The sequence below is a fragment of the Stenotrophomonas sp. 1L-E-5-B-C3 genome (genome assembly GCF_057292075.1).
In genome coordinates this window covers 137,808-154,592 of the sequence record NZ_JBXAWS010000004.1, presented here as the reverse complement: position 1 = coordinate 154,592, position 16,785 = coordinate 137,808, and the positions used below count along the sequence as shown (strand labels likewise).

Genomic DNA, 16,785 nt, shown 5'->3' with positions numbered 1-16,785 from the left:
CCGTTAAAACGGCGACGCCGCCTCACGGGGAGGCGGCGTGCCGTTCACGGGGGAGGGCGATCAGAGCTCGATGTCTTCGGCGCCCGGGGTGGCGGTGGGGAAGTCCGCTTCCGGCTGGGCCGGCTTGAACGGATCCGACGGCTGGCTGGCCAGCGCCTTCAGGGCCGCAGCGACGCCGGCGCCGTAGGCCGGGTCGGCCTTGCTGCAGTTGTCGATGTGGCGCTGCTTGATGAAGTCCGGTGCATCGCCCAGGGCACGGGCGGTGTTGGCGAACAGGCGGTCCTTCTGTGCCTGGTTGTAGCTGCGGAACAGCGCACCGGGCTGGCTGAAGTAGTCGGCGTCGTCCTCACGGAAGTTCCAGAAGTCGGCGTCGCCGCGGATCTTCATCGGCGGTTCGCGGTACTGCGGTTGTTCCTGCCACTGGCCGTAGCTGTTCGGCTCGTAGTGCGGCAGGCCGCCGTAGTTGCCGTCCACGCGCATCGCACCGTCGCGGTGGTTGCTGTGCACCGGGCAGCGCGCTGCGTTCACCGGAATCTGGTGGTGGTTCACGCCCAGGCGGTAGCGCTGCGCATCGGAGTAGGCGAACAGGCGCGCCTGCAGCATCTTGTCCGGCGACGGGCCGATGCCCGGCACCAGGTTGCTCGGTGCGAACGCCGACTGCTCCACGTCCTGGTACCAGTTGACCGGATTGCGGTTCAGTTCGAACTGGCCCACTTCGATCAGCGGGTAGTCGCTCTTCGGCCACACCTTGGTCAGGTCGAACGGATGCACGCGGTAGGTTTCCGCGTCCAGCTCCGGCATGACCTGGATGAACAGCTTCCACTTCGGGAAGTCGCCCTTCTCGATCGCGGCGAACAGGTCGCGGCCGTGGCTTTCGCGGTCATGGCCGACCAGGATCTGCGCCTGTGCGTCGGTCAGCGATTCGATGCCCTGCTGGCTGACGAAGTGGAACTTCACCCAGAAGCGTTCGCTGTCGGCATTGGTGAAGCTGTAGGTATGCGAGCCGAAGCCGTGCATGTGGCGGAAGCTGCGCGGGATGCCGCGGTCGCTCATCACCACGGTCACCTGCAGCAGGGCTTCGGGCAGCAGCGTCCAGAAGTCCCAGTTGTTGCGCGCGCTGCGCAGGTTGGTGTGCGGGTCGCGCTTGACCGCCTTGTTGAGGTCGGCGAACTTGCGCGGGTCGCGCAGGAAGAACACCGGGGTGTTGTTGCCGACCAGGTCCCAGTTGCCTTCTTCGGTGTAGAACTTCAGCGCGAAGCCGCGGATGTCGCGCTCGGCGTCGGCGGCGCCACGCTCGCCGGCCACCGTGGTGAAGCGGGCGAACATCTCGGTCTGCTTGCCGACCTTCTCGAACAGCCTGGCGCGGGTGTACTTGCTGATGTCGTGGGTGACGGTGAAGGTGCCGAACGCGCCCGAGCCCTTGGCATGCATGCGGCGCTCGGGAATGATCTCGCGGTTGAGGTTGGCCAGCTTTTCCAGCAGCCAGACGTCTTCCATCAGCAGCGGGCCACGCGGGCCGGCGGTCTTGCTGTTCTGGTTGTCCACCACCGGTGCGCCGAAGGCCGTGGTCATCGGCGTGACCGGGTCATCGCCGTGCTTCTGCTTGGGCGTGGTGCTCAGCTCGCGCTGCTGCTCGGCGCCCTGCTCCGGCGACGGGGCGGTGTGATACGGGCACTTGGCGTTGTTGTTGTCGGACTGGCTCATCGGCTGGCTCCTGGTGGCGGTGAAGACGTGGGAGAAACATCTTCACTCGACTTTAGCTATGGCCAGATGAAATGAATAATCGAATGATTCATTCAGGTTGATAGATTCTGTCAATTGAAACGCAGAATCGGATTTGCACAGTCTTTCAACAGGCCTCCCGCAAGGCGGCGGGAGGCCATGGGCGCGCGCTGCGGTTACAGCAGCGCCTTCAACCGGTACAACGCTTCCAGCGCCTGCTTCGGGGTCAGTTCGTCGGGGTCGATCGCGGCCAGTGCGTCCTGCGCCTTGCTCGACGGTGCCGCGAACAGGCCGAACTGCTGCGGTGCATCCAACGCCTGCGGCGCCAACTCGGCGGCATGGCTTTCACCACCGCGCTGTTCCAGCTCGGCCAGGCGCCTGCGCGCCTGCGCCACGGTGGCGCGCGGCAGGCCGGCCAGCGCGGCCACCTGCAGGCCGAAGCTGCGGTTGGCCGGGCCATCCTTCACCGCATGCATGAACACCAGCGCCTCACCGTGCTCGACGGCATCCAGGTGCACGTTGGCGATGCCGCTGCGGCCGCCCTCGTGCTGCTCGTCGGCCAGCGCGGTCAGTTCGAAGTAGTGGGTGGCAAACAGCGTGTAGCAGCGGTTCTCGTATGCAAGGTGGCGGGCCACCGCATCGGCCAGCGCCAGGCCGTCGTAGGTGGACGTGCCGCGGCCGATCTCATCCATCAATACCAGCGAGTGCGCGGTGGCGTGATGCAGGATGTAGCTGGTCTCGGCCATCTCGACCATGAAGGTGGACTGCCCACGGGCCAGATCATCACCGGCGCCGATGCGGGTCAGGATGCGGTCGATCGGTCCGATCAGCGCACGGCTGGCCGGCACGAAGCTGCCGATGTGGGCCAGCAGCACGATCAGCGCGTTCTGCCGCATGTAGGTTGATTTACCGCCCATGTTGGGGCCGGTGATGACCAGCATGCGACGGTCCGGATGCAGGTCCAGGTCGTTCGGCTCGAACGGCTGGTCGCGCACCGCTTCCACTACCGGATGGCGGCCGCGTTCGATCTTCAGGCACGGCTCGGCCTGCAGTTCCGGGCGCGCCCAGTCCAGCGCCTGCGCGCGTTCGGCGAAGGCGGCCAGCACGTCCAGTTCACTCAGCGCGGCAGCGCATTGCTTGAGCGGTTCCAGCTGTGTGCCGAGGGTATCCAGCAACTGCTCGTACAGGTACTTCTCTCGCGACAGCGAGCGGTCGCGCGCGGACAGCACCTTGTCCTCGAACGCCTTCAGTTCTTCGGTGATGTAGCGCTCGGCGTTGGTCAGCGTCTGCCGGCGGGTGTAATGCACCGGCGCGCGCTCGGACTGGCCCTTGCTGATTTCGATGTAGTAGCCGTGCACGCGGTTGTAGCCGACCTTCAGCGTGGCGATGCCGCTGCTCTCGCGCTCGCGCTGTTCCAGATCGACCAGGAACTGGTCGGCGTGGGTCGACAGCCGCCGCAGTTCATCCAGCTCGGCATCGAAACCGTCGGCCAGTACGCCGCCATCGCTGAGCTTGAGCGGTGGCATTTCGGCGATGGCGCTGGCCAGCAGATGCGCGCATTCGTCGTGCTCGCCAAGTGCGGCATGCAGGGTCTGCAGGCGCGGCGAATCCAGCGGTGCCAGCACCTCGCGCACGGCCGGCAGCAGGCCCAGGCCATCGCGCAGGGTGGAGAAATCGCGCGGTCGTGCCGAGCGCAGCGCGACGCGGGTGAGGATGCGTTCAAGATCGCCAAGGCGACGGAACTGCTCGCGGATGTCGGCGTCGCTGCCGCGATCGATCAGCGTTTCCACCGCGTGGTGGCGCTGCACCAGGACTTCGCGCAGGCGCAGCGGGCGATGCAGCCAGCGGCGCAGCAGGCGGCCGCCCATCGGCGTTACCGTACTGTCGAGCACACCGAGCAGGGTGTTGCGGGTATCACCGTCGACACGTGTATCCAGTTCCAGGTGGCGACGCGTTGCCGCGTTCATCGCGATCGCTTCGCCGGCGGTTTCCATCGAGATGGAGGTGAGGTGCGGCAGGCGCTGCTTCTGGGTTTCTTCCACATAGCCCAGCAGGGCGCCGGCAGCAGCGGTGGCACGTGGCTTGTCATCGATGCCGAAACCGCTGAGATCGTGCAGCTTGAAGAAGTTCAGCAGCTGGCGACGACCACTGTCGGCGTCGAACAGCCACGGCGCGCGGCGGCGCACGCCACTGCGCTGGCGCAGGAACTCGGGCCAGTTCTCCTCATCGGGCACCAGCAGCTCGGCCGGCTCCAGTCGGGCCAGTTCGGCTTCCAGCGCGTCGTCGGTCTCGACTTCGTTGACCAGGAAGCGGCCACCGGCCAGGTCGGCCCAGGCCAGGCCGTAGCCCTGCTTGCTGCGCGACAGCGTCATCAGCAGGGTGTCGCGGCGTTCGTCCAGCAGCGCCTCGTCGGTGACGGTGCCGGGGGTGACGATGCGCACCACCTTGCGTTCGACCAGGCCCTTGGCCAGCGCCGGATCGCCGATCTGTTCGCAGATCGCCACCGATTCACCCAGAGCCACCAGGCGGGCCAGGTAGCCCTCGTAAGCATGCACCGGCACGCCGGCCATCGGGATCGGCGCGCCGCCGGAGCTGCCGCGCTGGGTCAGGGTGATGTCGAGCAGGCGCGCGGCCTTGCGCGCGTCGTCGTAGAACAGCTCGTAGAAGTCGCCCATGCGGAAGAACAGCAGCAGGTCCGGGTACTCGGACTTGGCTGCGAAGAACTGCTTCATCAGCGGGGTGTGTTCGGCGGACTTTTCTTTTGACATGGGGCTCGTGAATCCGGGGCGTCCGGCCGCGCCGGAGGGCGGCGGCAGCGGAGCTGGTACAGGGCCGTCCATGGTAACGGGTGGAACGGGTCGCGCGTCGGCTGCCTGCTGTCGCAGCCGAAGGTTGGGGCTATCAAGCCCGGCAGCGGGGGTGTAGCCTCCGGTCTGCGGCCAGGCTGGCGGCACGACAATCAAGGAGCGAGCGATGACGCAACATTCTGCGCCCCATGAAGGCCCGCAGGCCAAGGCCGCCGTTGAAGCACCGCCATCGCTCTACATCGTCGCGCTCTACCAGATTGTGGGTGGCGCCTTGGCCCTCTACGGCATGCTTGAAGTCTATGGGCCGAAAGTGCCGGAGTACCAATTGCTGGCGCGGATGAGCCTCTACCACTCCTTGCCTTATGCTGCGCTGGTCACTGCCGGTGTGCTCAACGGACTGGCGGGCATCGTGATCGGGGTGGGCATATTCGCGCGCTGGGGATGGGTTCGCCCACTGTTCGTCATCATGTTCCTGGAGACCATGGTGCTGAAGCTGGTCGATATGAAAAGCGCTGGCCCATTCGAGTTTCTTACGCTTGGCGCGATCTTCTGCGTGTCGTTGTACTGCGCGTTCCTGTTGTACCGTGAGCCGGCAAGCCGCTACTTCGCCAGCCGGGCACGCTGAGTCGATCGGATGCCTGGGCATGCGCAGGATGGAGTTCGATACCGTCAATCCGGTACGAGTGTGATGTTCGGATGGCTGTTGAATATCTGCATGACGATCTCGAAGTAGGTCTGGCCCTCGCCCCGTTGCAGCGCCTGCAGTTGGCGGGCAATGGCTTGCGTATTGAAGCGCCCTGGTGCGTCGAGCTTGGCCTGCAGCCAGCGGCCGGTGGCATCCGCGCCCAGGGCCGTTCGGCTGTGCGCGATGTCGCGCCAGATGACCCTGGCCTGGCCATGCCCGGCCAGCGCGCCATAGCCACCATGCAACAGGTCGTCCAGCGCATCCAGGCTCGGTCCAAGTTGCCAGTGCTCGCTGGCCATGAATACGCGGTTGATCTCCGCATACAGGCTGGCGATATCGTTTATGGAGGCGCCTTCGATGTGCAGCACAAGGGTCATGTGTGGTCTGTAGCCCGTCTGGAACGGTTCTGTCCGCTACAGATAACCTCTGGAGATTATGCAGCAGCGTGAGCGGGGCCTTGGCGCGGAGCCGGTCTGGTTTCAGTCGATCGTTGCGTTGTGATGAATCGTTGAAAATTATTTTTCGGTTAATCGCAACTGCATTCTTATGCTTGCGCTCACAGTTTAAATGCTTTGGATCGATTCAGTAATATCGACCCATAAAGTTTCCCTTGCCTGAGCCGCAACCGATCGTACGGTCATGATCAAGGGAATTGAGATGCTCGCCTTACGAAACCTCCGTGTGGGTTCCCGGCTGGGTGCCGGTTTCGGTCTGCTGTTGCTGTTCATCGTGGCCATCGTCGGCCTGGCGCTGTACGGAAATCACCTGAAGTCCGCCCAGTTCGAGAAAGTGGTGGACGTCAACATGGTGAAGATGCGGCTGTTGAACGACATGCTGGATACCAACAACGCGGTGTTGATGCACCGCCGGCTGATGGTGATCAAGCGCGGCGAGGATTTCGACAAGGATTATCAGAAGGCGCAGGAGCTGTCGCAGACCTACGACGGCATCTGGGCCAAATACATCAAGATTCCGCGTGATGCCACCGGCGATACCCTGGTTGCGAAAATCGACGCGGCACGCAAGGCCACCGATACGTCGACCCAGCATCTACACGATCGGATGAAGGCCGGTGATTTCGACGGCGCGGCCAAGGAGCTGCTGGCCGAGCATGGCTTGGCCACCGCCTGGAACGAATCCATCTCGGCCCTGCTTCGGCATCAGGAAATGCTGACCGAACGGAGTCGTGAGGAATATCGGTCGACCGAAGCCTGGACTGGCACCTTGTCGATTGTGTTCGGCGTACTGAGCCTGCTGCTCGGTTCGTTGGCCGCCTGGGCCATCACCCGCAGCCTGACCCGCCCGCTGGAAGGCGCGGTGAAACTGGCCGACGGCATCGCCAACGGGCGGCTGGACAGCAGCATCGACGCCTCGGGCAACGATGAGGTGACGCAGCTGCTCAGGTCGATGCAGCGCATGCAGGCACAGCTGCAGGCGGTGATGGCGGCGCAGGGTGAGCTGGCGCGCCAGCACGATGCGGGCAGCCTCAGCTACCGCATGGACGAGAGCGCGTTCCCCGGCGACTACGGGCGCATGGTGCATGAGACCAATGCGCTGGTTGGATCGCACGTGCAGGTGCAGAACCGGCTGATCGAGGTGATGAAGCACTACGCACGCGGCGATCTGTCGGTGGACATGGACCCGCTGCCCGGCGAGAAGGCGGCGATCACCCAGGCGATGGACGAAACCAAGTCCAGCTTGTCGGCGATCAACAGCGAGATCCGCCGCTTGGCAACCGCCGCTGCCGCAGGCGACTTCAGCCTGCGCGGCGACGAAGATCGCTTCGCCTATGATTTCCGCGACATGGTGGCCGGGCTCAATCGCCTGATGCAGACCACTGACGAGAACCTGGTGCAGGTCTCGACCCTGCTGCAGGCCATCTCGCGCGGCGACCTGACCGTGCGTATGCAGGGTGACTTCCATGGCGTGTTCGCGCGCATGCGTGATGACTGCAATGCCACCGTCGATCAGCTCAAGCAGATTGTCGGCCGCATCCAGTCCAGCGCGTCCAGCATCAACCTGGCGGCAGGCGAGATCGCCTCGGGAAACACCGATCTGTCGCGGCGCACCGAGCAGCAGGCGGCGAACCTGGAAGAGACGGCGGCATCGATGGAGGAGCTGACCTCCACCGTGAAGCAGAACGCCGAGCATGCCCGCCAGGCCAACCAGCTCGCGATTGGTGCGCACGGTGTCGCCTCGCAGGGCGGCGAGGTGGTCGGCCAGGTGGTCACCACGATGTCGGCCATCGAAGCCTCGTCGAAGAAGATCGCCGAGATCATCAGCGTCATCGACGGCATCGCGTTCCAGACCAACATCCTGGCGTTGAACGCGGCGGTGGAAGCTGCGCGTGCCGGTGAGCAGGGCAGGGGCTTTGCGGTGGTGGCCAGTGAGGTGCGCACGCTGGCACAGCGCTCGGCCGGTGCGGCCAAGGAGATCAAGGGCCTGATCGAGGATTCGGTGGGCAAGGTGGCCGACGGATCGGCGCTGGTCCGTCAGGCTGGCACGACCATGGGCGAGATCGTCGCCTCGGTGCAGCGGGTGACCGACATCATGGCCGACATCTCCGCCGCCTCGCAGGAGCAGAGCTCGGGCATCGAGCAGGTGAACCAGGCGGTAGTGCAGATGGACGAGACCACCCAGCAGAACGCTGCCCTGGTGGAAGAAGCGAGCGCCGCCGCACGCTCGATGGAGGAGCAGTCCAACCTGCTGGCCGAGGCGGTATCGGTGTTCCGCACTGGCGCGGTGACGGCCGCAGCTGCAGTACGCCCGGCCTTGGCCGCAGTGGCTGCCACGGTTACCCCGGTGCGCCGTCCGGCATCGCTGTCGCCACGCATCGAACCAACGCTGGCGGCCAATGCGGGCGGCTGGGAAGAGTTCTAGCAGGGTTGAATTGCCGGCAGGGTGACGGCGCCCATCACGATGGCTGATCGTGATGGGCGCGGATTTTCTTCCTGAACGCGCGATGGCCGATGAGGTGGCGGACACGCGCATTTCACTTCCGGTTGCCAACCGCGGGAGGACACTTGCGCCATACCGGAACTCAGGAGATGGCCATGAAGACCTCGACCCGATTGCTTGTGCTGGGCACCCTGCTGGCGGCTTCGTCGGTGGCCGGCGCGCAGACGTATGGGCCGCGCGATGAGGGACGCAAGTTCAACGACGGCAGCCGCGTGGTCTGCAAGAACGTGGAAGTGCAGCGCAACTCGCGCGATCCCAACCGCATTACGGGTACCGCTACCGGCGCCGTGATCGGTGGCCTGCTCGGCAACCAGGTGGGCGGCGGCAACGGCAAGAAGCTGGCCACCGTGGCAGGCGCCGTCGCCGGTGGTGCAGCCGGGCGCCAGATCCAGGGCAACAGTCAGCAGAAGAATGGTGATCGCGTCGTCGAACGTCGCTGCGAGCGCGTCTACCGCTGATTGCTCGACCCGTTACCCCTTCCACACTGCAGTACTCGGACGCCGGCCCCATGCCGGCGTTCGTCGTTATGGGAAAAGGGGACGGAGGGGATTAAGTCGCAATCCCCCAACCCGGCCGCTTACGACTTAATCCCCTCCGTCCCCTTTTTTGCGAGGAGGCGCCAGGCGGCGAGGGCACCGTAGAGCAGCAGCAGGGCGCTGAGGGTGATCAGTTCATGGCTGACTTCGGCCAGGCTGGCGTCCATCTGGTTCAGGCGCACCATCAGGTTGATGCCGGAGGTGGTCGGCAACAGCTGCGCCAGCCAGACCAGCGGTTGTGGCGTCATCACTGCCGGCCACGACAGGTTGGCCAGGAAGAACAGCGGGATCGAGGTGGCGATGATGTACTGGAAGGCGCGTTCGCGGGTGCGGAAGAAGCTGCCGACGAACAGGCCGAACGCCACCGTGGCGGCGATGAACAGGGTGCCGCCCAGCAGCTGGCCCAGCGGGTTGCCGCCGCGCGGATAGTCCTGCACCCAGGCGGTGAAACCGGCGTAGTAGAACAAGCCGAACAGTCCGATCAGGCCGAAGCCCAATGCCATGCCCGCCAAAGTCGGCAGGTCGAAGCGCAGGCGCCGGCCGAGTGCGAGGCGGCGGCCGCCGAGCAGGACGCCGATGCCCATCAGCAGCGTCTGTTGCACGATCAGCTCGGCCACGCCGGGCACGATAGCGCTGCCGTAGCCTTCCTGGGTGTTGTACAGCGGGCGCTGCACCAGGGTGACCGGTGGTGCCTGCGGCGCGCCCATGAAGGCGGACTGGCCGACCACGGCCTCACGTCCGAAGGCACCCAGTGCATCGGCCACGCTGCCCAGCACCCAGCTGGCGCGGCCCAGGTAGGCACCGTTGCCGAGCAGCACCAGCTTGGCAGGATGGCCGCGCAGGATGTCGCGCTCCAGGTTGGCCGGGATCAGCACGATGCCTTCGGCGTGGCGGGCTTCCAGCTGTTGGCGTGCGCTGTCGATGTCGGCCGGTTGCCCGACCACGCGCGCGACCCGCAGCGCATCGAGCTTGCGCAGCAGTTCGCGGCTGGTCGCGCTGTGGTCTTCATCCACCACCAGCACCGGCAGGTTGCCGGCCACCTGGTGGCGGTATGCGGCCGGGTAGAAGAACGAATACAGGATCACCGCGCCGACCATCACCACGATCGCATAGCGGTCGCACAGCACCGCCATCAGGGTCTGCCGCAGGCTGCGCCACAGTGCGCTCATGCGTCGGCTCCTGCCGGTTGTGCGGCTTCGGGCGTGCGCGCGAAGGCAATCAGGCGCAGGCCACCGATGCCGCCAGCCACCACTGACATCAGCAGCAACGTGGCCAGCGGCCATACCGAAACCTGCAGCGGCGAACCGATGAACTGTTGCTGGGTCTGCAGCTTGATGTAGGCGCTCAATGGCAGCAGCTGGTGCCAGATGCGGGTGAACAACGGGCCGTCCAGCACCGGGAAGGTGGCGCTGGAGAACGCCAGCGCGGTGCCGATACTGAGGCCGACCGCAGACAGTGCGGTGCCCATGTCGCGGGTGACGCCGACGAAGAACAGCGCGTAGGCGGCGGTAGCCAGATAGAACAAGGGTTGTGCGAGCAGCAGCATGAGCACGCTGCCCGCCACGCCATCGCCGCGCAGCCAGGCGAGGTAGCCGATGCCGAGTGCGCCATACACCGAGAACAGCAGGATGTACGGCGCGACCTTGCCGGCAATCGCCGGCCACGGCGTGCGGCCCAGCCAGGCGGGCAGGGTGCTGTCGCGGATTTCGCGGCCGAGGCTGCCGGCCACCGCAAGCGCCAGTACCAGTGACAGCACCGCCGGGAAGATCAGCGGCAGCAGGAACAGTTCGTAGCTGCGCGCCGGGTTGTAGAGGATGTCTGACTGCACCGCGATCGGCGCGGCACGCAGCTTGCCCGGGCCGACCTGCAGGCCGATGCGCTCGCGCAGCAGGCGCGCATTCCAGGCCGAGACCGCGTCGCCGATATCGCGCGCAGCGGACTGTCCGGTGGTCATGTAAGTGGCGTTGTAATAGGCGAACACCGTGCCCTGGCGCCCACGCAACGCCTGCCGGGTGACATCGCGCGGCACCAGCACGATGGCGAACACATCCAGCCGACGCAGCTGCGAACGTGCGTCCTGCATGTCCGCAGGCTGGCTGGCGATGCGCACGCCGGGGCTGGCATCGAGCATGCGCAGCAGCAGGCGGCTGTCACTGCTGTGGTCGAGGTCGACCACGGCGATCGGGATGTCGCGCATCACCGAGGGCGTGAACATCCACGCCATCACGGCCAGCATCAGCAGCGGCAGCAGGGTGACCAGCAGCAGGTCGGCGCGGTTGCCGCGCAGCGACCGCAGCTCGCGCCGCCAGCTGGCAGCGAAGCCGCCGCGGCCAGGGCTCAGTGCTGGGGCCATGCGAACAGCACGCTCATGCCGGGGCGGAAGCCCTCGATGCGGCGTACCGGGCGCACCCGCACCTCGAAGCTGCGGACGTCGTAGCCGGACGACTGGCGGGTGGTACGCCAGGTTGCATAGTCGCCGGCCGGGTTGATGAAGTAGACCTCGAATTCGCCGTCCTGGCCGAGCGCCGGCACGCTGCCGCGCAGCTTGCTGCCGACCTTCAGGCCCTGCATCTGCGATTCGCGCAGGTTCATCGCCACCCACATGCGGTCGATGTCGACCAGGGTGAACACCGGGTAGCCGGCCGGTACCAGTTCGCCGGGGTCGGCCATGCGCTTGTTGATCTCGCCCGCCACCGGCGCGCGCCCTTCCACTTCGACACGTGCGGCGTTGACTTCGGCCACCGCGCCCTGTGCCTGTTGCACCTGGCCCTGCGCGGCACGCTTGTCCTGCTCGCGTGCGCCGGCCAGCGCCATGTCGTACTGCGCGCGGGCGGCACGGGCCAGTTCGCGCGAGCTGGTGGCCTGGGCATGCGCTTCATCGCGCTTCTGCCGGGTCATCACCCCTTCGTTGAACAGGTTCTGCACGCGCTGGTAGGTCGCTTCAGCCAGCGTCGCACCGGCTTCAGCCCGCTTCCAGTTCGCTTCAGCGGCGCGGATGTCTTCGCTGCGCGCACCTTCGTCGGCCTTGTCGGCCACCGCCTGTGCGGCGGCCAATGCGCCGTGCGCCTGTTGCTCCTTGGCGGCCACTTCGGGGCTGTCGAGCAGGAACAGCACCTGCCCGGGCTGCACGCGGTCGCCCTCGCGCACCTTCAGTTCGGCCACGCGCGCGGTGATCTTGGCGGCCACGTTGATGGTATCGGCGTCGGCCATCCCCTGGATCTGGTCGGCCGGGCTGCGCCAGGCCAGCCACAGGCCGAGCACCACCACGACCAGCAGCACCACTATCAGGATCGGGCCCAGGCGGCGCTTGGCCGGGGGCGTCGTTGCATCGTCGTGCAGCACATCACTCATGGTCGATCACCTCGTCCGCACGCCGCCGGAACTCTTCGAAACGGTCCATCTGTCCACTGACCTCCAGCAACTGTGCCAGCGCAATATCGTATTGGTAGGCGGCCTGTGCGCGCTCGACGCGGGCACCGCCCAGGCCGAGCCGCGCGTCGATCACATCCAGCGAAGTCGCCTGGCCTTCGCGGAACGCCAGCTCCTGCAGGCGCAGGTTTTCCTGTGCCTGGGCGATGCTGCTGTCGAGCAGCACGTATTGCTGACGCGCGGTTTCCAGCTCGTTCCAGGCCTTGCGCACGCCCAGCGCGACCTGGTTCTCGGCCTCGCGCAGGCCCGCTTCGGCCTGGTCCTGCTGCGCACGCGCGGCGCTGATCTGCGCCGGCCGCGAGTTCGGCGACAGGAAGGTGTACTTCAGGCCGATGCCGAATGCCCAGTCCGGATCGGTCAACATCTCGTCACGGCGGCGGAAGTCGTACTGGCCGAAGGCGAAGATCTGTGGCTTCAGCTTGGCCTGCTGCACGCGTACGCCCTGTTCGGCCTGTGCCACCATCGCCCGCAGGCGTGCGATCTGCGGCTGGCGTGCCTGCGCAGTACGCTCGAAGTTGGCCACCGGTTCCAGCGGCACGCGCTGCACGAACAACGGCGACACCGGCTGTACCTCGCCACCACTGCGCAGCAGCGTGGCCAGCGCCGCTTTCAGCGTGGCCAGGTCGTTCACCGTTTTCTGGTATTCGCGCTCGGCCTTGTCGCGGGCCACGGTGGCCTGCAGGCGCTGGGCGCGGGTGGCGAAGCCCTCGCGTTCCAGCTTCTCGGCGTCGGACAGGTGGCGGTTCAGGCCATCGCGTACGTCGCGCCGCACATCCACTGCCTGCTCGGCCAGGCGCTGGCCGAAATAGGCCTGGGCCAGCTGCACGGTCAGCGATTGACGCTGAGCCTCGCGCTCGGCGCTGGCCTGCTCGTGGGCAGCGCTGGCGGCACGCTGCGCGGCCGGAATCACGCCGCCGGTGTACAACGGCAGCACCGCGGTGACCACGGGCCGGGTACGCCAGTCCCGTTCGGTGAACGACAGCGGCGAGTCGATGCCATAGGCCTCGGCCACCGGGGCCAGTGAGCCCAGCGGCAGGGTGAGGGTCTTCTGGAACTGCAGCCGGCGCACTTCGCCGGTGATCTCCGGCAGGCGCAGCAGGCGCGTGGCGTCCTGCAGGTCCTGCTTGTTGCGCACCGCTGCATCGGCGGCGGCCAGTGCAGCGGAGACCTGCTCCAGGCGCTGCCGTGCCTGTTCCCAGTCCAATGCGGGTGCATCGGTGAGAGTCTGCGCCGCCGCAGCCAGTGGCAGGCAGGCTGCCAGCGCCAGCGCGGCCTTCGCGCCGTGCATCCTTGTACGTCGGCCGATCACGCCCATGCCGTCCCAATGGTGAAGAAGTGCGCAAACGGTAGTGCGCGCGGCGTGAAGCCCGGGTCTGCGGTCATCGGTTTGTCCTCAACGAAGGGTGCTGCTGGCTGCAGTGCGCAGCGCCTGCGTGATGTGCTGCAGCGTGCTTGAACGCACGGCGGCATGCTGCCAGTACAGCGGCACATCGAGCCAGCGGCGGGGTTCCAGTACCACCACGCGGCCGGCGCGCACGGCGGGCGCGACCAGGGATTCCGGGGCCATGCCCCAGCCGAGTCCGCACGCAGCGGCTTCGACGAAACCGGTGGAGGAGGGCAGGTAGTGTAGCGGCGGCTGCAGCCGCGCGCGGGTCAGGCGCCGCACGAAGCGCCACTGCAGTTCATCCTTGCGGTTGAACACCAGCATCGGTGCGCGCGCCAGTGCCGCAGCCTGCATGCCATCGCTGAAGTACTGGCGGGCGAAGCCGGGCGAGGCGATAGCGTGGTAACGCATCGCGCCGAGTGGGTGCACGTTGCAGCCTTTCACCGGTTGGCTTTCGGCGGTGACTGCACCCAGCACGCTGCCATCGCGCAGCAGTTGCAGGGTGTGGTCCTGGTCGTCCATGCGCAGGTCGAACAGGTAGCCATGGCGCTGGTGCAGTTCGGCGATGGCTGGCACCAACCAGGTATCGAGCGAGTCATCGTTGACCGCCAACGGGATTGGCGTGCGCGCGGCATCGCTGCCGCGTTCGGGCAGCAGTTCGGCCAATGCCTCGGCCTCCAGCGCCTGCATCGGCCGGACCCGGCGCAGCAGCGCTTCGCCTGCGGCGGTGGGCCGGCACGGTGCCTGACGTACGACCAGCACCTGGCCGAGCCGATCCTCCAATGCCTTGATCCGCTGCGACAGGGCCGACGGGCTGATCGACAGGCGGCGTGCCGCAGCCTCGAAGCTGCCTTCCTCCAGCACCGCAGCGAAGGCGGCAAGTTGCGGATGTATCAGGTCCACGCGGCAGCCTCTTCAGTTTTTCTGCACAGGATAAAGAAAAAGCAGATTGTCTTAACGGGGCCGTTGGCCGCACCCTGCGCGTCCCTTCACCGCCTGGCCCGTCCCTCATGTGGATTGCCGCTACCGCCGCCGGTCTGTTCGCAGGTGCCGGCCTGATCATCGCCATCGGTGCGCAGAACGCCTTTGTGCTGCGCCAGGGCTTGCAGCAGCATCGTGTGGGAACGGTGGTACTGGCCTGCGCCGGCGCGGACATCGCACTGATCCTGGCCGGCGTTGGCGGCATGGGCGCGCTGGTGCTGCAGTGGCCGCTGCTGCTGCAGGTGCTGCGCTTCGGTGGCGCGGCCTTCCTGCTCTGGTATGGCCTGCAGGCGGGGCTGCGCGCATGGCGCGGTGGCAGTGCGCTGGCCGCCGCCGAGGCGCAGGGCGGCAGCGGACGGCAGGTACTGCTGACCTGCCTGGCCTTCACCCTGCTCAACCCGCACGTCTATCTGGATACCGTGGTGCTGCTGGGCAGCCTGTCCACGCGCTACCCGGGGGATCTGCGCTGGGCCTTCGCCGCCGGTGCCTGCGCCGCCAGCGTGGCCTGGTTCTGCACGCTGGGCTATGGCGCGCGCCTGTTGCAGCCGGTGTTCCGCAGGCCGGCTGCCTGGCGTGTGCTGGACGCAGGCGTGGCGGCCTTCATGTTCTGCCTTGCGACGTTGTTGCTGCTGCGTCCTTTATCGCCATGAGTGCGTGACGTACGCCGGTGTTGCGTATGTGTTCCACCGGTACGGTTCACGTGGCCGGATACAGCGCGGATAATGCGCGCCTGGTCGCGACCCCGCCGCGCATGCCGTCGTTCGGCAGCCCCCCGGTCGCCTGTGTTCTCGTTGTACGACCGCCACGGCGCGGCATCGGTGCTGCATGAAAGACAATCTACAGCTGCTCCTGTCCCACCTGGGGCGCACCTTCCTGTTCGGCCTGATGATGGCGCTTCCGCCTGCGTTGGCCTGGCTCGACATCCATTGGCTGGGCAATGCAGTCGGCGAGTGGTCGCTGGTCGAACTGACCCAGGAAGGCTTCCTGGTCGCCAGCGTGGCTGCGTTCGTCCGGCTTGCATTGCGGCGTGCCGATGATCGGGCTTTTGCCGTTCTGGCGGCCGCGCTGTTCGCCTGCATGCTCCTGCGTGAAATGGATGAGGCGCTGGACCTGATCGCACACGGCTTCTGGAAGTACCCGGTGGCCGTGCTGATCATCGGCTCACTGGCCTGGGCTAGCCGCGACTGGCGCCGGGCCATGCAGGCGCTGGTGCGTTTTCTCGTATCCCGGCCGGGTACCGTGATGACGATCGGCCTGGTTCTGCTGCTGTTCTATTCGCGTCTGATCGGCATGACGTCGTTGTGGACCGGACTGCTGGGTGACCAGTACATCCGCGTGTTCAAGAACACCATCGAGGAGACCACCGAACTCCTTGGTTACACCTTCATTCTCGCAGCCAGCGTCGGCTATGTGGCACAGCGGGTACGCGAACCGCTGACGGCTCGGAAGCGCGCCCTGCACGAGGGTACCGGGATGCAGCAACGGCCACTCTAGGCGCCATCCACCGCGCATAACGGCGTCTCGCCGGGGCGCAGGGTCAGTACCCGCACGCCGGTGCGGGTGACCGCCACCGTATGCTCGAACTGCGCCGACAGCTTGCCGTCGCGGGTGTACACCGGCCATTCGTCCGGCTGCTGGCGGATGGCCGGCTTGCCCTGGTTGAGCATCGGCTCGATGGTGAACACCATGCCTTCCTCCAGCACCATGCCGGTGTTGGGATGGCCGTAGTGCAGGATCTGCGGTTCCTCGTGCATCTCCTGGCCGATGCCGTGGCCGCAGTATTCCTTCACCACGCTGTAGCCGTGGCTGCGCGCGTGGCGGGCGATGGCGTGGCCGATGTCGCCCAGGCGTGCGTCGGGGCGGACCGCAGCGATGCCTTTCCACATCGCCTGGTAGGCGGTCTGCACCAGCCTGCGCGCGGCGTAGTCGACCTCACCGACCAGGTAGGTGGTGCTGGAGTCGGCGATGTAGCCGTTCTTCTCCAGGGTGATGTCGAGGTTGACGATCTGGCCGTTGCGCAGCACGTCGGTGGTGCTGGGTACGCCGTGGCAGATCACGTTGTCGATCGAGGTATTGAGCACGTACGGGAAGCCGTACTGGCCCTTGCTGGCCGGCCGCGCCTGCAGTTCATCGACGATCATGCGTTCGACGAAATCGTTGATCTCCATGGTGCTACGGCCCTGCAGCGGCAGCCGGTCGAGTGCGGCGAACACCTGCGCCAGCAGGCGGCCGGATTCGGCCATCAGCGCGATCTCGTCGGGACGCTTGATGATCGCCATTGGC

The 16,785-nt window shown here is 66.5% G+C and carries 14 protein-coding genes; 5 read left to right on the top strand and 9 right to left on the bottom strand.

The window, feature by feature from the left end; translation table 11 throughout:
- Nucleotides 1–60: 60 nt before the first annotated feature.
- Together AC0Z6F_RS07155 and mutS are read right to left on the bottom strand one after the other, a co-directional pair.
- Nucleotides 61–1,704, bottom strand: a complete 1,644-nt coding sequence (locus AC0Z6F_RS07155; RefSeq protein WP_100434245.1) for a catalase — start codon at nucleotides 1,702–1,704, stop codon at nucleotides 61–63.
- Between the two features lie 194 nt (nucleotides 1,705–1,898).
- Nucleotides 1,899–4,490 (bottom strand): DNA mismatch repair protein MutS, encoded by a 2,592-nt coding sequence (gene mutS / locus AC0Z6F_RS07150; protein ID WP_485616854.1) that lies wholly within the window; start codon nucleotides 4,488–4,490, stop codon nucleotides 1,899–1,901.
- Nucleotides 4,491–4,695: 205 nt separating this feature from the next.
- Here mutS and AC0Z6F_RS07145 point away from each other — a divergent pair, with 205 nt between their 5' ends.
- On the top strand, nucleotides 4,696–5,154 hold the full coding sequence (locus AC0Z6F_RS07145; protein ID WP_004149778.1) for a hypothetical protein: 459 nt from the start codon (nucleotides 4,696–4,698) through the stop codon (nucleotides 5,152–5,154).
- 44 nt (nucleotides 5,155–5,198) lie between these two features.
- On the opposite strand, the gene AC0Z6F_RS07140 is transcribed toward AC0Z6F_RS07145, so the two are convergent.
- Nucleotides 5,199–5,591: a barstar family protein gene (locus tag AC0Z6F_RS07140; protein ID WP_004149780.1), complete on the bottom strand. Its 393-nt coding sequence runs from the start codon at nucleotides 5,589–5,591 to the stop codon at nucleotides 5,199–5,201.
- Between the two features lie 280 nt (nucleotides 5,592–5,871).
- Here AC0Z6F_RS07140 and AC0Z6F_RS07135 point away from each other — a divergent pair, with 280 nt between their 5' ends.
- Together AC0Z6F_RS07135 and AC0Z6F_RS07130 are read left to right on the top strand one after the other, a co-directional pair.
- Nucleotides 5,872–8,094 (top strand): methyl-accepting chemotaxis protein, encoded by a 2,223-nt coding sequence (locus AC0Z6F_RS07135; protein WP_012510447.1) that lies wholly within the window; start codon nucleotides 5,872–5,874, stop codon nucleotides 8,092–8,094.
- 167 nt (nucleotides 8,095–8,261) lie between these two features.
- Nucleotides 8,262–8,630: a glycine zipper 2TM domain-containing protein gene (locus tag AC0Z6F_RS07130; RefSeq protein WP_032127541.1), complete on the top strand. Its 369-nt coding sequence runs from the start codon at nucleotides 8,262–8,264 to the stop codon at nucleotides 8,628–8,630.
- 119 nt (nucleotides 8,631–8,749) lie between these two features.
- Here AC0Z6F_RS07130 and AC0Z6F_RS07125 read toward each other — a convergent pair whose 3' ends face one another.
- The 5 genes from AC0Z6F_RS07125 to AC0Z6F_RS07105 all read right to left on the bottom strand — a co-directional run bounded on the left by AC0Z6F_RS07125 (nucleotide 8,750) and on the right by AC0Z6F_RS07105 (nucleotide 14,424).
- Nucleotides 8,750–9,877: an ABC transporter permease gene (locus tag AC0Z6F_RS07125; protein WP_485616853.1), complete on the bottom strand. Its 1,128-nt coding sequence runs from the start codon at nucleotides 9,875–9,877 to the stop codon at nucleotides 8,750–8,752.
- Nucleotides 9,874–11,061: an ABC transporter permease gene (locus AC0Z6F_RS07120; protein ID WP_012510450.1), complete on the bottom strand. Its 1,188-nt coding sequence runs from the start codon at nucleotides 11,059–11,061 to the stop codon at nucleotides 9,874–9,876. The genes AC0Z6F_RS07125 and AC0Z6F_RS07120 overlap by 4 nt, the downstream gene beginning before the upstream one ends.
- Entirely contained in the window at nucleotides 11,046–12,059 is a 1,014-nt protein-coding gene (locus tag AC0Z6F_RS07115) for an HlyD family secretion protein (RefSeq protein ID WP_004149835.1), read from the bottom strand. The genes AC0Z6F_RS07120 and AC0Z6F_RS07115 overlap by 16 nt, the downstream gene beginning before the upstream one ends.
- Nucleotides 12,052–13,452 carry a TolC family protein gene (locus tag AC0Z6F_RS07110; protein WP_485616852.1) on the bottom strand — a complete coding sequence of 467 codons (1,401 nt, stop codon included), beginning with the start codon at nucleotides 13,450–13,452 and terminating at the stop codon, nucleotides 12,052–12,054. The genes AC0Z6F_RS07115 and AC0Z6F_RS07110 overlap by 8 nt, the downstream gene beginning before the upstream one ends.
- 78 nt (nucleotides 13,453–13,530) lie before the next feature.
- Entirely contained in the window at nucleotides 13,531–14,424 is an 894-nt protein-coding gene (locus AC0Z6F_RS07105; protein WP_012510452.1) for a LysR family transcriptional regulator ArgP, read from the bottom strand.
- Between the two features lie 107 nt (nucleotides 14,425–14,531).
- Between AC0Z6F_RS07105 and AC0Z6F_RS07100 the strand changes: the two genes are divergently transcribed.
- Both AC0Z6F_RS07100 and AC0Z6F_RS07095 read left to right on the top strand, forming a co-directional pair.
- Nucleotides 14,532–15,152, top strand: coding sequence for a LysE/ArgO family amino acid transporter (locus tag AC0Z6F_RS07100; protein WP_012510453.1), 621 nt, complete (start codon nucleotides 14,532–14,534; stop codon nucleotides 15,150–15,152).
- 175 nt (nucleotides 15,153–15,327) lie between these two features.
- Nucleotides 15,328–15,996: a hypothetical protein gene (locus AC0Z6F_RS07095; RefSeq protein ID WP_012510454.1), complete on the top strand. Its 669-nt coding sequence runs from the start codon at nucleotides 15,328–15,330 to the stop codon at nucleotides 15,994–15,996.
- Here AC0Z6F_RS07095 and map read toward each other — a convergent pair.
- A complete protein-coding gene (map, locus tag AC0Z6F_RS07090) occupies nucleotides 15,993–16,775 on the bottom strand; it encodes a type I methionyl aminopeptidase (RefSeq protein ID WP_174238319.1) in 783 nt (260 codons plus the stop codon). The genes AC0Z6F_RS07095 and map overlap by 4 nt on opposite strands.
- Nucleotides 16,776–16,785: the final 10 nt, after the last annotated feature.

Coding starts and splice junctions, on each gene's coding strand:
- AC0Z6F_RS07155 (WP_100434245.1), bottom strand. CDS start 1,704: ATGAGCCAGTCCGACAACAACAACGCCAAGTGCCCGTATCACACCGCC.
- mutS (WP_485616854.1), bottom strand. CDS start 4,490: ATGTCAAAAGAAAAGTCCGCCGAACACACCCCGCTGATGAAGCAGTTC.
- AC0Z6F_RS07145 (WP_004149778.1), top strand. CDS start 4,696: ATGACGCAACATTCTGCGCCCCATGAAGGCCCGCAGGCCAAGGCCGCC.
- AC0Z6F_RS07140 (WP_004149780.1), bottom strand. CDS start 5,591: ATGACCCTTGTGCTGCACATCGAAGGCGCCTCCATAAACGATATCGCC.
- AC0Z6F_RS07135 (WP_012510447.1), top strand. CDS start 5,872: ATGCTCGCCTTACGAAACCTCCGTGTGGGTTCCCGGCTGGGTGCCGGT.
- AC0Z6F_RS07130 (WP_032127541.1), top strand. CDS start 8,262: ATGGCCATGAAGACCTCGACCCGATTGCTTGTGCTGGGCACCCTGCTG.
- AC0Z6F_RS07125 (WP_485616853.1), bottom strand. CDS start 9,877: ATGAGCGCACTGTGGCGCAGCCTGCGGCAGACCCTGATGGCGGTGCTG.
- AC0Z6F_RS07120 (WP_012510450.1), bottom strand. CDS start 11,061: ATGGCCCCAGCACTGAGCCCTGGCCGCGGCGGCTTCGCTGCCAGCTGG.
- AC0Z6F_RS07115 (WP_004149835.1), bottom strand. CDS start 12,059: ATGAGTGATGTGCTGCACGACGATGCAACGACGCCCCCGGCCAAGCGC.
- AC0Z6F_RS07110 (WP_485616852.1), bottom strand. CDS start 13,452: ATGGGCGTGATCGGCCGACGTACAAGGATGCACGGCGCGAAGGCCGCG.
- AC0Z6F_RS07100 (WP_012510453.1), top strand. CDS start 14,532: ATGTGGATTGCCGCTACCGCCGCCGGTCTGTTCGCAGGTGCCGGCCTG.
- AC0Z6F_RS07095 (WP_012510454.1), top strand. CDS start 15,328: ATGAAAGACAATCTACAGCTGCTCCTGTCCCACCTGGGGCGCACCTTC.